The sequence below is a fragment of the Crossiella sp. SN42 genome, assembly GCF_023897065.1.
Classification (GTDB): Bacteria; Actinomycetota; Actinomycetes; order Mycobacteriales; family Pseudonocardiaceae; genus Crossiella.
Window position 1 is genome coordinate 1 of the sequence record NZ_JAMHIV010000029.1, and the last position, 13,193, is coordinate 13,193.

Below are 13,193 nucleotides of genomic sequence, written 5' to 3' on the forward strand. Positions count from 1 at the left end.
GAAGGATCCGGCCGTAGTTCGCCCTAGAGCTTCGCGCCGACGATCGGCGCCAGCCGGTCGGCGATCTTGCGGTGGCCCTGGTCGTTGGGGTGCACGTTGTCCACGGTGTCGGTGGCCTCGTTGATCCAGCCTTCGGTGTTGACGTAGTGCACGTTGCGGTCGCCGCCGTCGTTGAGCGTGCGCACCGCCGCCTGCGTCTCGGGCAGGTACCGCTTGCGGAAGGAGCCCATGGCGAAGATCGCCGCGGTGGGGTACTTCTCCCGGGCCCGTCGCAGCAGCGTGACGTAGGAGGAGCGGAAGTCCTCCTTGCTCACGTTGTGCCCGACGTCGTTGGTGCCGAGGTTGATCACCACGGCGTTCGCCCGGTAGCGGTTGAAGTTCCACGCGGGCGCGTTGGTCGCGAGGCCGGTGCGCAGGAAGCCCTCGCGCATGCTCAGGCAGCCGTCGGCGGCCGGGTGCAGGCAGGCCCCGCCGACCGCGATCTGGGTGTGCCCGGCCTTCAGCTTCTCGCCGGTGAGCCAGCCGTAGGCGGTGAGCGCCTGCTTCGAGGACCGCTGCCCGACCGTGATCGAGTCGCCGACGAACTCGATGATCTTCGACGGCACGCTCGGCGCGAACGTGGTCGCGCCAGCGTCCAGGGTGATGCCCTGGAACACCGCGTCACCCCGGTAGGACCCGGCGATCGGCCGGTAGGACACGCGCACCGTGTGCCTGCCCGGCTGGAGCTTGTTCGGGGTGAGGTCCACCGTGCCGCTGCGGTTGACGTAGGAGACGTCGGGGCCGCCGTCGATGCTGACGAAGAAGTCGATCGCCCTGCGCTGCTTGAGCTTCAGCGTGGTGCCGGTGAAACCGACGACCAGGTACCCACCCGCCCACTCGGAGGTGTAGGCGCTGGCGGAGCTGGTGTTCCACCGGCCGAAGTACTTGACGTTCGGATCGGCAGGCGAACCCGTGGTCGCGGCCTGCGCCGCCGGGACCGGGAGCACCACACTGGCCAGCAGTGCCGCCGCGACGAGCAACTTCATGTCGTTTCTCCTCAGGTTCTGGCTACGCTGCCGCTGTGTGACGATGAACCGTTTCAACTCATGGCGCAAGAGGCAAAAGCCTTGCCGGATAAGCTGGAAGGCGCTTTCACTGATCGGCGGTTGACGCGGCCGGAGGAGCGCGCCTAGCCTTTTGTTGTAACGATTCAATCCCCTGGTCGCAAGTGGGCGGTGACCGTTCGACGGTCATTCGACGGAACCGGGTCGAACAGGTCGAACCGCTGACCTTCGGCGCTTACATTTCCGGTTCCGGACGTGCATGCTGAGCCGCCAGAAAGTCGTCGAAGCGCTTCAACGCACGGAGGTGCCAACGTGGTCACCATCGCGGATGTGGCGCGGCACGCCGGTGTCGCGCCGAGCACGGTCTCGTACGTGCTGACCGGCAGGCGGTCGATCTCGGCGCGGACCCGGTCCAGGGTCACCGAGAGCATCCGGCTGCTCGGTTACCGTCCGCACGCGGGCAGGCGGGCGCTGTCGACCAGCCGGACCAACGTGGTGGCACTGGTGCTGCCGTTGCGTCGCGGGGCGTACCTGCCGGTGCTGATGCGGTTCGTCACCGCGGCCATCGTCGAGGCCCGCAGGCACGAGCTGGACGTGCTGGTGGTGACCGCGGACCAGGGCGCGCAAGGGCTGCGCCGGGTCGCCGGCAGCGCCCAGGTCGACGGGTTCCTGGTGATGGACGTCGAGCTGGACGACGAGCGGGTGCCCCTGCTGCGCCAGCTCGCCCAGCCCTCCGTGCTGATCGGGCATCCGGCCACCACCAACGGGCTGACCTGCGTGGACCTGGACTTCGAGGCCGCGGCCGCGCGGTGCGTCGACCACCTCGCCGACCTCGGCCACCGCTACATCGGCTTCCTGGGCGCGCCGAGCGTGGTGTACCAGCGCAACACCGGGTACGCGCAGCGCACGATGGCGGGCTTCGGCGCGGCGGCCATGCGCCGCGGCATCGCCTCCACCGCGCTGCCCGCCGAGGACGACTACGAGTCGGTGCTGATCTGCACCCGGGCCCTGCTGCGCGCGCAACCGGCGATGACCGCGCTGGTGGTGCACAACGAGGCGGCGCTGGGCTGGGTCGCCAGCAGCCTGCGCGCGCTGGGCCGGCGGGTGCCCGAGGACGTGGCCGTGGTCGCCATCTGCCCGGACGAGCTGGCCGAGCAGCTGTTCCTGACCTCGGTGCGGCTGCCAGCGGAGGAGCTGGCCCGGCAGGCGGTGGACCTGCTGGTGGCCAAGGTGAACGGGCTGCCGACGCCGCCGCTGACCCTGCTGCCGCCGAAGCTGCGCACCCGCGCGAGCACCGCGCCCGGCCCGGCGTTCACCGGGGGAGGTAGCGCCGCAATGGCTGGGTCGCCCGCACGAGCGATCTGAGCTCGCCCAGGGTGCCGGGCACCGCGCCGGCGGCACGGGCCTGCACCAGGACGTTGCCCAGCGCGGTCGCCTCGGCGGGCCCGGCGACCACCGGCAGGCCGCAGGCGTCGGCGGTGAGCTGGCACAGCAGCTCGTTGCGCGAGCCGCCGCCGACCACGTGCACCACCTCGACCTCCTTGCCGGACAACCGCTGCGCCTCCGCGATGGCGTCCCGGTGGGCCAGCGCGAGACTGTCCACAATGGACCGGACAATCTCGCCGGGCGCCTCCGGCACCCGCTCGCCCGCCTCGCGGCACCACCGTTGGATCCGCGCGGGCATGTCGCCCGGCGGCAGGAACACCGGGTCGTTCGGGTCGAAGACCGAGCCTCGCGCGCCCTCGGCGGCCCGCAGCACCGGCTCCAGCTCGATGTCCCAGCAGCGCAGGCACTCCTGGATCAGCCACAGGCCCATCACGTTGCGCAGGTAGCGGATCGTGCCGTCCACCCCGCCCTCGTTGGTGAAGTTGGCCGCCCTGCTCGCCGCGGTCAGCACCGGCGCGGTCAGCTCCACGCCGACCAGCGACCAGGTGCCGCAGGAGATGTAGGCGAAGGCCTCGCCCTCGGCCGGCACCGCGACCACGGCCGAGGCGGTGTCGTGCGAGCCGACCGCGGTGACCGGGACGCCCTCGCAGTCGCCGGCCGGGTCACCGGGATGGCGCAGCTCGGGCAGCAGCCCCGGCGGCAGGCCGCGCGCCAGCTCCGCCGACCACTGTCCACTTCGGACGTCGATGAGGCCGGTGGTGGTCGCGTTGGTGTACTCGGCGCCGCGTTGTCCGGTCAGCCAGTAGGAGAGCAGGTCCGGGATGAGCAGCAGCTGGGCCGCGTGCGCCAGCAGCGGTTCGGCGGCCAGCTGGAACATCGTGTTGAACGGCTGGAACTGCAAGCCGTTGAGCCGGTACAGCCGGTCGGGGTCGATCGTCGGGACGATGCCGTCGGTGCGGGCGTCGCGGTAGTGCACCGGGTTGCCCAGCAGCGCCCCGCGCTCATCGAGCAGGCCGTAGTCCACGGCCCAGCTGTCGATGCCGATGCTGTCGATCTCACCTGCCCGGCGCAGACCGGTGCGGACCTCCCGGTACAGCCCGAGCACGTCCCAGTGCAGGGTCTCGCGCAGGCGCACCGGCCCGTTCGGGAACCGGTGCACCTCCTCGATCGCCAGCGCCCCGTCCCCGGCCAGTCCCCGGACCACCCGCCCGCTGGACGCGCCGAGGTCGACCGCGGCCACGCTCACCCTCATCGCAGGAACGCCGCGGCCACACCGGCGTCCACCGGCACGTGCAGCCCGGTGGTCAGCGACAGCTCGCCACCGGTGAGCGCGAACACCGCGGCCGCCACGTGCTCGGGCAGCACCTCGCGCTTGAGCAGGGTGCGCTGGGCGTAGAACGCGCCGAGCTCCTCCTCCGGCACGCCGTAGACCGCCGCGCGCTGGGCGCCCCAGCCACCGGCGAAGATGCCGGAGCCGCGCACCACGCCGTCCGGGTTGACCCCGTTGACCCGGATGCCGTCGGCCCCCAGCTCGGCGGCCAGCAGCCGGACCTGGTGCGCCTGGTCGGCCTTGGCCGCGCCGTAGGCGATGTTGTTCGGCCCGGCGAACACCGAGTTCTTGCTGGAGATGTAGACGATGTCGCCGCCCAGCCCTTGCCCGCGCATGACCTTGGCGGCCTGCTGGGACACCAGGAACGAGCCCTTGGCCATCACGTCGTGCTGCAGGTCCCAGTCGGCCTCGGTGGTCTCGGCGAGCGACTTGGAGATCGACAGCCCGGCGTTGTTGACCACCAGGTCCACCCCGCCGAAGGCCAGCACCGCGGTGCGGAACGCCTCGGCGACCGCCGCCGCGTCGGTGACGTCCACGGTGACCGGCACGGCCACGTCGGCGGAGCCGATGCCCTCGGCGACTGTCCGCGCGGCCTCGCCGTCGCGGTCGGCGACCACCACGCACGCGCCCTCGGCGGCCAGCCGCCGCGCGATCGCCTTGCCGATGCCGGAGCCGCCACCGGTGACCAGTGCCACCCTGGTGGCCAGCGGCCGGGGCTTGGGCAGCCTGCGCAGCTTCGCCTCTTCCAGGGCCCAGTACTCGATGCGGAACTTCTCCCGCTCCTCGATCGGGGCGTACCGGGACACCGACTCCGCGCCCCGCATCACGTTGATGGCGTTGACGTAGAACTCGCCTGCCACCCGCGCGGTCTGCTTGTCCTTGCCGAAGCTGAACATGCCGACACCGGGCACGAGCACGATCGCCGGGTCCGCGCCGCGCATCGGCGGGCTGTCCGGCTCGGCGTGCCGCTCGTAGTAAGCCCGGTAGTCGGCGCGGTAGGCCTCGTGCAGCTCGCGCAACCGCGCGATCGCCTCGTCCAGGGGCGCGGCCGGCGGCAGGTCGAGCACCAGCGGCCGGACCTTGGTGCGCAGGAAGTGGTCGGGACAGGAGGTGCCGAGCGCGGCCAGCTCGGGATGCCTTGCCCGGGAGAGGAAGTCGAGCACCACCTCGGTGTCGGTGAAGTGGCCGACCTGCGGATTGTCGGTGGCGGCCAGGCCGCGGATGACCGGGGCCAGCTCGGCCGCGCGTACCCGGCGTTCCTTGGCGGGCAACGGTTCGTGGGTCACCGGCCCGAACGGCTCGGCGCGGCCGTGCTCGTCGAGGTAGCGCTGCGCGGTCTGGATGATCTCCAGGGAGTTGGCCTCGCACTCCTGGCTGGTCTCGCCCCAGGCGGTGATGCCGTGCCCGCCCAGGATCACGCCGATGGCCTGCGGGTTCGCTCGTTTCACCTCGGCGATGTCGAGCCCCAGCTGGAAACCGGGCCGCCGCCACGGCACCCAGACCACCCGGTCGCCGAAGCAGTCCCGCACCAGCTTCTCGCCGTCCTCGGCGGTGGCGAAGGCGATGCCCGCGTCCGGGTGCAGGTGGTCCACGTGCGCGGCGTCCACCAGGCCGTGCATCGCGGTGTCGATCGAGGGCGCCGCACCGCCCTTGCCGTGCAGGCAGTAGTCGAAGGCGGCGACCATCTCGTCCTCGCGGTCCACCCCAGGGTAGACCTCGGCCAGCGCGCGCAGCCGGTCCAGCCGCAGCACGGCCAGCCCGGCCTCGGTGAGCGTGCCCAGGTCACCGCCGGATCCCTTGACCCACAACAACTCCACCGGCTGCTGGGTGACCGGGTCGGTCACCGAGTCCTTGGCGGAGGTGTTGCCGCCTGCGTAGTTGGTGTTGCGCGGATCGGCGCCGAGCCGGTTGCTCCGCCCCAGCAGCGCTGCCACCTGGTTCATCTCACGCACCCCATCCGGCGGCCTGGCCGCCGACTCGTTCCTGGACGATCCGTTCCGCGTACCCCGACCGCCGGTAGGCCGCCATCGGGTCGGGATCCAGGCCCTGCTCCGCGCGCAGCTCGCGCAGGAGTGGCCGGACATCGGTGTTGTAGGCGTCCATCAGCGCGCCGTTGGCGGCCAGCACGTCACCGTCGCGCTGCGCGGCGGACAACGCCTCCGCATCGACCAGCAGCGCCTTGGCGGTGGCCTCCTGCACGTTGAGCACCGAGCGGATGATCGCCGGGATCTTGGGCTCGATGTTGTGGCACTGGTCGAGCATGAACGCGATGCCGGCAGCCGGTGTCAGCGCGTCGGCCAGCACGATCTCGTGCATGATCCGGAACAGCTGGAACGGGTCGGCCGCGCCCGCCATCAGGTCGTCGTCGGCGTAGAACCGGGAGTTGAAGTCGAAGGCGCCCAGCTTCCCGGCGCGCAGCAGGACCGAGACGATGAACTCGATGTTCGTGCCCGGCGCGTGGTGCCCGGTGTCGATCACGACCTTCGCCCGGTCACCCAGTTGCAGGCAGTGCGCGTACGCGGTGCCCCAGTCCGGCACGTCGGTGGCGTAGAACGCGGGCTCGAAGAGCTTGTACTCCAACAACATCCGCTGATCGGCGCCGAGTCGCTGGTAGGTCTCACGCAGTGCCTCGGCGAGCCGGTCCTGCCGGGCCCTGAGGTTGTCCTGGCCGGGGTAGTTCAGCCCGTCGGCGAACCACAGCTTCAGGTCCCGCGACCCGGTCTGGTCCATGATGTCGACACATTCGAGCAGGTGCCCGATCGCCTTGCGCCGCACCGCCGCGTCCGGATGCGTGACGCTGCCCAGCCGGTAGTCGTCGTCCTGGAAGACGTTGGCGTTGATGGTGCCCAGCTCGACGCCGCGTTCCCGCGCGTACCCGGCCAGCTCGCCGTAGTCCTCGACCTTGTCCCAGGGGATGTGCAGCGCCACCGTGGGCGCGATGCCGGTGCACCGGTGCACCTCCGCCGCGTCGTCGATCTTCTCGAACGGCGTGCGCGGCACCCCCTGCTGGGCGAAGACCTTGAACCGGGTCCCCGAGTTCCCGTACGCCCACGAGGGCGTCTCGATCCGCTGCTCCCGCAGCGCGGCCTTGACACTCATGTTCTCTCCTGGAAGTGCTCAGTCGAGGTGGAAGACCTCGTCGAGTGTCCGCATGCGTTCGTCGGCCTTGGCGTCACCGAGATCGACGAAGAACTCCGCCATCTCGGCCTGCCAGCGGGCGTTCACCTCGGTGCGCGCCATCTCGGCGAGCGCGGTGTCGAAGTCCTCGCATTCGAGGTAGCCGACCAGCAGGCCGTCCTCGCCGAGGAAGAGGGAGTAGTCGCGCCAGCCCGCCGCGCGCAGTGCGGCCAGCATCTCCGGCCAGACCGCGCGGTGCCGTTCCCGGTACTCCGCGATCCGGTCCGGCCGCACCCGCAGCGTGAAACAGACGCGCATGTCAGAAGTCGAACTGGTCGACGTTGTCCTTGGTGAACACCGTCGGCGGGCCGAGCACCAGCTCGCCCTTGGCCCCGACGGTGTACTCACCCAGCTCGCCCGCGGTGAACTTCTCACCCTGCGCGCCGGTGATCTGCCCGGAGGCCAGCGCGGCGGCGGCGTAGGTGGCGAGGTAGCCGAGCTTGTCCGGATCCCACAGGGCGAAGGCGCGGATCGTGCCGTCGTGGGTGAACTTGCGCAGCTGGTTGGGCGTGCCCAGCCCGGTCAGCGCGACCTTGCCCTTGTACTCCGAGGAGCTGAGATACCGCGCGGCCGCGGCGACGCCGACCGTGGTGGGGGAGATGATGCCCTTGAGGTTCGGGTGCGCCTGGAGCAGGCCCTGGGTCTTCTGGAACGAGGTCTGGTCGTCGTCGTTGCCGTAGGCGGTCTCCACCAGCTTCAGCCCGGCGTGCTCCGGCTTGGCCAGCTCGGTCTTCATCAGCTCGATCCAGGCGTTCTGGTTGGTGGCGTTGGGTGTCGCGGACAGGATCGCGATCTCACCGGAGCCGCCGACGGCCTCGGAGATCAGCTTCACCTGGCCGACCGCGATGTCCTGCGGGGAGGCCTGGTTGACGAAGACGTCCCGCGCGTCCGGCGCGGCGTCGGAGTCGAAGGTGACCACCTTCAACCCTTGGCCGCGGGCGGTCTTGAGCGCGGGCGCGACCGCGTTGGCGTCATTGGCGGAGAGCACCAGCGCGTGCTGCCGTTGCTGCCCGGCGGTGTTGATGTAGGTGACCTGCGAGGAGGCGGCGGCGTCGGAGGGACCGGTGGCCTTCAGCTCGGCCTTGACCGCCGCACCTGCCCGCTCGGCCCCCTTCTGCGCCACGGTGAAGTACGGGTTGTTCACCTGCTTGGGCAAGAAGGTGATCTTCAGGCCTTCCCGCAGCGGCGCGTTCGGGTTGGCCGCGGCGGTGTTGGCCGCGCCTCCGGTCTGCTGGCCCGCGTTGTCCTTGGTGGTGCCACCGCAGGCGGTGAGCGCGAGGGCCCCGGACACCGCCAGGGCGAGCACAAGACGTGGGTTCATGGCGTTGCCTTTCCTGGGTTTCCGGCTCGTCGGCCGGCTACGGCCCGGGTGATCGAGGGGGCGAGCACGCTCACCAGCAGCAGCAGGCCGGTGACGATGGTGAGCACCTCGGTGGAGGTGTCCCGCAGGATCAGCAGGTTGCGCAGACCGCCCAGCAGCAGCACGCCGGCCAGCACGCCGAACAGCGATCCCTTGCCGCCGAAGATGGACACGCCCCCCAGCAGGACCGCGGCCACCACGGCCAGTTCCAGCCCGGAGCCGTTGTCGGCGCGGGCGCTGGAGAAGCGGAAGGTGTAGACGATGCCCGCCACCGCGGCCACCGCGCCGGTGAGCACGAACAGGACCAGTTTCACCCGCTTGACCCGGATGCCGGAGAAGCGGGCCGCTTCCTCGTTGGCGCCGATGGCGAACACCGACCGCCCGAACGAGCTGGCGTGCAACGTGATCCCGAACAGCACGGCCAGCACCGCGGCCAGTGCGATGGGGTAGGGGATGTCCGTGCCGGGCACCGGTGTCGAGCCGAAGGCGGTGTAGCTCGGCGGGAAGTCCGCGACCGCGGTGTCGCCCAGCACCACCAGCGCGAGGCCGCGGTAGAGCGCGAGGGTGCCGATGGTGACCGCGAGCGAGGGCAGCCCGAGCCGGGTGACCAGCAGGCCGTTGACCGCGCCGCACACCGCGCCCACCACGATCACGAACGGCAGGATCGCCTCCAGCGGCCAGCCCGCGTTCCACAGCGCACCGACCAGCGCGCTGGACAACCCGAGCACCGAGGCCACCGACAGGTCGATCTGGCCTGCCACCACGACCAGGGTCAGCGGCAGCGCGATCAGCGCGATCTCCCCGATGTCCAGCCCGAGGTAGAACAGGTTGCCGCCGGAGAGGAACGAGCCGCCGGTGCCGAGCTGACCGGTGACCGCCACGATCAGCAGCAGCACCACCAGCGCTGTCTCCCAGCGCAGGAACTTACGCATGGCTGGTCCCTTCCGCGCGGCGCAACGCCTTCACCAGGCGGAGGGCCAGCAGGCGGTCCACGGTGATCGCGCTGAGCAACAACGCGCCCGCGATCGCCTGCTGCCAGAACGCGGGGATCTGCAGCACCACCAGGCAACTGGTGATGGTGGCCAGCAGCAGCGCGCCGAGCGCCGCGCCCGCCACCGTGCCCGAGCCGCCGAAGATCGCCACGCCGCCGACCACCACGGCCGCGACCACCTGGAGCTCCAGCCCGGTGCCGGTGGCCGCGTCCACGGTGCCGTAGCGGGCCACCCACAGCGCGCCGGCCAGCCCGGCGATGAGTCCGGAGAGGGCGAAGGCGGTCAGCGTGCGCCTGGCCACCGGGATACCGGCCAGCACCGCGGCCTGCGGGTTGGAACCGATCGCGTACAGCTCGCGGCCGGAGCGGTAGGAGCGCAGGTACACCGCGGCGATCGCGATGACCAGCAGCGTGGCCAGCACCAGCACCGGGATGCCCAGGACCCGGCTGCTGCCGAGGTCGAGCAACGTGTCCGGCAGGTTCGCCGCGTTGACCTGCCTGCCTTGGGCCAGCGCGTAGTCCAGGCCGCGGAAGACGTAGAGGGTGCCGAGGGTGACCACCAGGCTGGGCACGTTGCCGAGGGCGACCAGCGCGCCGTTGAGCAGGCCGCAGGCCAGGCCGACCGCGACCCCGAACCCGATGCCGGCCAGCAGTGGGGTGCCGGGGTGCTCGGCGAACTGCTGCGCGGTGAGGAAGGCGGACAGGCCCAGCACGGAACCGACGGACAGGTCGACGTTGCGGGTCACCACCACCAGGGTCTGGCCGACCGCGAGCAGCGCCACGATCGAGGCGTTGAGCAGCAGGTCGCGCACGCTCTGCGCCTGCACGAACCTCGGGTTCGCCACGGCGGTCGGGATCACCACCAGGGCGAGCGCGACCAGGATGCCGAGCTCGCGCACCCGGCCGAGGCGATCGCTGAGGCGGCGGGCCGCGGTGCGACGCGGCGGCGCGGCCGTGGTCAGCGGCGTCATCGGGCCACCGTCCGGCCGGCCGCGGCCAGCGCCACCCGTTCCTCGGTGGCTTCGGCCCGGGAGAGCTCCTCGGCCAGGCGGCCCTCGTGCATCACCAGCACCCGGTCGGCCATGCCGAGCACCTCCGGCAGCTCCGAGGAGATCATCAGCACCGCCACGCCCCGGCAGGCCAGCTCGGAGAGCAGCCGGTGCACCTCGGCCTTGGTGCCCACGTCGATGCCGCGGGTGGGCTCGTCCACGATCAGCACCGACGGCGCTCTGGCCAGCCACTTGGCCAGCACCACCTTCTGCTGGTTGCCGCCGGAGAGCACGCCCACCGGGTCGCTCAGCCGGGCGAACTTCAGCCGCAGCCGCACCGCCCAGTCCTGGGCCAGCGCGCGTTCGCCGCGCCGCCGCAGCAGTCCGAAGGTGGACAGCCGGGCCAGCGAGGCGAGCGCGGTGTTGCGTTCGATGGACGCGTCCATCACCAGGCCCTGTTGCCGGCGGTCCTCCGGCACGAACCCGATGCCCGCGGCCATCGCCGCGGTGGGGGAGCCGGGTTTCAGTCGCCTGCCGCCCACCAGCACCTCGCCCGCGTCCGGCCGGTCGATGCCGAACACCGCCCGCGCGACCTCGCTGCGACCGGCGCCGACCAGACCGGACAGCGCGACGATCTCGCCCGCCCTGACCTCGAAGGAGACGTCGGTGAAGACCCCTTCGCGGGTGAGCCGCCGCACCGAGAGCAGCACCTCGCCCGCGGTGGTGTCCTGCTTGGGGAACAGCTGGGACAGCTCGCGGCCGACCATCCGGCGCACCAGGGAGTCTGGCGTCTCACCGTCGAGCGGGCCGGACCAGACCAGCTCGCCGTCGCGCAGCACGGTGGCCCGCTGGCACAGCGCGAACACCTCCTCCAGCCGGTGCGAGACGAACAGCACCGCGGCCTGTTGCTCGCGCAACGCCCGCACCACGCCAAAAAGCCGCTGCACCTCGTGCGCGGACAGGGCCGCGGTCGGCTCGTCCATGACGATCACGCGGGCGTTGAAGGACAACGCCTTGGCGATCTCCACCAGCTGCTGGTCGGCGATGGAGAGCCCGCGCGCGGGCCGCGCCGGGTCCAGCCGCACGCCGAGGCGGGCGAACAGCTCCTCGGTGCGGGCGTGCATCAGGCCCACGTCGACCCGCCTGCCGAACCGCAGCGGCTGACGGCCCATGAACACGTTCTCCGCCACCGACAGGTCACCGAAGAGCGTCGGCTCCTGGTAGATCACCGCGATGCCCGCGGCGAGCGCGCCGGCGGGACCGGCGAAGCGCTGCTGCTGACCGTCGACGAGCACCTGTCCGGCGTCCGGCCGGTGCACCCCGGCCAGCGTCTTGATCAGCGTCGACTTGCCCGCGCCGTTCTCCCCGAGCAGCGCGTGCGCCTCACCGGGCAGCAGCTGGAGCGACACGCCGGAGAGCGCGCGCACCGCGCCGAAGGCCTTGCTCACCTCGTCCAGCGCCACCAGGGGAGGTCGGTCCACGTCCGTCTCCTCGTTGAAACGTTTTAAAAACCGGGCTAGGAGCAGCCTGGGTGCGAAGGGGGCTCAGTGTCAAGATGGCAGAGGTACGATTCGCTGTCACGTTTCAAGCGGAGGAGCTGCTCGTGAAACCTGCCGTCGGCATCCGCGAGGTCGCGCGGCGCGCCGGCGTCTCGAACGCGACCGTCTCCAACGTGCTGAACCGGCCGGAGGTGGTCGCGCCCGCCACCCGGCTGCGGGTGCTGGCCGCGATCTCCGAGCTCGGCTTCGTGCGCAACGAGTCCGCGCGCCAGCTGCGCGCGGGCCGCAGCCGGGTCATCGCCTTCGTGGTGCTGGACGCGGCGAACCCGTTCTTCACCGACGTGGCCCGCAGCGTGGAGGACACCGCGCGGGCGGCAGGCCTCGCGGTGTACCTGTGCAACAGCGCCACCGACGCAGGCCGCGAACGCGAGTACCTGGAGCTGCTGCACGAACAGCGGGTCGAGGGCATCCTGATCACGCCGGTGGACGCCGACGCCGAGCGGTTCGCCGAGCTGCTGAGCCGGGGCACGCCGGTGGTGCTGGTCGACCGCGAGACCCAGGACGGCACGCGGTGCTCGGTGGCCGTGGACGACGTGCTCGGCGGCGAGCTGGCGATGACGCACCTGATCGAGACCGGCCACACCCGGATCGCGATGGTCGGCGGCCCGCTGTCCATCCAGCAGGTGCGCGACCGCCACCAGGGCGCGCTGCGGGCGCTGGCGCAGGCCGGTCTGCCGCCCGAGTCGCTGACCTTGTTGGAGACCAAGGGTTTGCGGGTGGCCGAAGGCCGCAGCGCGGGGGAGCGGCTGGTGGGGCTGCCGTCCGCGCGCCGTCCCACCGCCGCGTTCTGCGCCAACGACCTGCTCGCGCTCGGCCTGCTCCAGTCCATGACCCAGCAGGGCCTGCACGTGCCGGAGGATCTCGCCGTGGTGGGCTACGACGACATCGAGTTCGCCGCCGCCGCGGCCGTGCCGCTCACCTCGGTCCGCCAGCCGCGCGAACAACTCGGCCGCACCGCCGCGCAGCTCCTGCTGGAAGAGGCCGAGGGCGATCCGGACCACGTGCACCGGCACGTGAAGTTCCAGCCGGAGCTCGTGGTGCGCGCGTCGACCGCGGTGGGCAGGGGCCGGCGGCCGCGGTCCTAGGCCGTGTCGTCAAAGCCCCGCCCGCGGTAGCCGCGCCGGTTTGGCCGCTGGCGGCACGGCCGGAACGCCCGAATACGTCCGGTATGAGGGCGTCCCGGCCGCGCCGCCAGCGGCCAAACCGATCACGACTCCCGCAGACGGGGCTTTGACGACACGGCCTAACGGCGTCGAACATGCCGGTGCTGTGGTCGAACCGAGTCGAATCCGGCTCAGCCGGCGCATTGCTCGTTGACAGGGGCGAAACCGGCTGGCGACAGTCATCGTGATCGTGGT

Annotated in this window: 11 protein-coding genes; 2 read left to right on the forward strand and 9 right to left on the reverse strand. The window is 71.5% G+C overall.

Translation table 11 applies throughout. The features are described from left to right. Positions 1-23 precede the first annotated feature (23 nt). Positions 24-1,025 carry an SGNH/GDSL hydrolase family protein gene (locus M8C13_RS30980; RefSeq protein ID WP_252484292.1) on the reverse strand — a complete coding sequence of 334 codons (1,002 nt, stop codon included), beginning with the start codon at positions 1,023-1,025 and terminating at the stop codon, positions 24-26. A gap of 330 nt (positions 1,026-1,355) precedes the next feature. On the opposite strand from M8C13_RS30980, the gene M8C13_RS30985 reads away from it, so the two are divergent. Beyond that, positions 1,356-2,408 (forward strand): LacI family DNA-binding transcriptional regulator, encoded by a 1,053-nt coding sequence (locus tag M8C13_RS30985; protein WP_252484293.1) that lies wholly within the window; start codon positions 1,356-1,358, stop codon positions 2,406-2,408. Here M8C13_RS30985 and M8C13_RS30990 read toward each other — a convergent pair. From M8C13_RS30990 to M8C13_RS31025, 8 genes are read right to left on the reverse strand one after another with little or no spacing between them, the layout of a single operon-like run. Beyond that, positions 2,356-3,681 carry a rhamnulokinase family protein gene (locus tag M8C13_RS30990; protein ID WP_252484294.1) on the reverse strand — a complete coding sequence of 442 codons (1,326 nt, stop codon included), beginning with the start codon at positions 3,679-3,681 and terminating at the stop codon, positions 2,356-2,358. The genes M8C13_RS30985 and M8C13_RS30990 overlap by 53 nt on opposite strands. Continuing rightward, positions 3,678-5,702, reverse strand: a complete 2,025-nt coding sequence (locus tag M8C13_RS30995; protein WP_252484295.1) for a bifunctional aldolase/short-chain dehydrogenase — start codon at positions 5,700-5,702, stop codon at positions 3,678-3,680. Before M8C13_RS30995 ends, M8C13_RS30990 begins: the two co-directional genes overlap by 4 nt. 1 nt (position 5,703) lies before the next feature. Continuing rightward, positions 5,704-6,858 carry an L-rhamnose isomerase gene (gene rhaI, locus M8C13_RS31000; RefSeq protein ID WP_252484296.1) on the reverse strand — a complete coding sequence of 385 codons (1,155 nt, stop codon included), beginning with the start codon at positions 6,856-6,858 and terminating at the stop codon, positions 5,704-5,706. Positions 6,859-6,876: 18 nt separating this feature from the next. Continuing rightward, positions 6,877-7,194: an L-rhamnose mutarotase gene (locus M8C13_RS31005; RefSeq protein WP_252484297.1), complete on the reverse strand. Its 318-nt coding sequence runs from the start codon at positions 7,192-7,194 to the stop codon at positions 6,877-6,879. Position 7,195: 1 nt separating this feature from the next. Then, the gene (gene rhaS, locus M8C13_RS31010; protein WP_252484298.1) at positions 7,196-8,257 is read right to left on the reverse strand and encodes a rhamnose ABC transporter substrate-binding protein; all 1,062 of its coding nucleotides are present in this window, start codon (positions 8,255-8,257) and stop codon (positions 7,196-7,198) included. Then, positions 8,254-9,228, reverse strand: coding sequence for an ABC transporter permease (locus tag M8C13_RS31015; RefSeq protein ID WP_252484299.1), 975 nt, complete (start codon positions 9,226-9,228; stop codon positions 8,254-8,256). Before M8C13_RS31015 ends, rhaS begins: the two co-directional genes overlap by 4 nt. Then, a complete protein-coding gene (locus M8C13_RS31020; protein WP_252484300.1) occupies positions 9,221-10,258 on the reverse strand; it encodes an ABC transporter permease in 1,038 nt (345 codons plus the stop codon). The genes M8C13_RS31015 and M8C13_RS31020 overlap by 8 nt, the downstream gene beginning before the upstream one ends. After that, positions 10,255-11,757 carry a sugar ABC transporter ATP-binding protein gene (locus M8C13_RS31025; RefSeq protein ID WP_252484301.1) on the reverse strand — a complete coding sequence of 501 codons (1,503 nt, stop codon included), beginning with the start codon at positions 11,755-11,757 and terminating at the stop codon, positions 10,255-10,257. The genes M8C13_RS31020 and M8C13_RS31025 overlap by 4 nt, the downstream gene beginning before the upstream one ends. 122 nt (positions 11,758-11,879) lie before the next feature. Between M8C13_RS31025 and M8C13_RS31030 the strand changes: the two genes are divergently transcribed. Then, positions 11,880-12,920: a LacI family DNA-binding transcriptional regulator gene (locus M8C13_RS31030; RefSeq protein ID WP_252484302.1), complete on the forward strand. Its 1,041-nt coding sequence runs from the start codon at positions 11,880-11,882 to the stop codon at positions 12,918-12,920. The last annotated feature ends 273 nt before the right edge of the window (positions 12,921-13,193 follow it).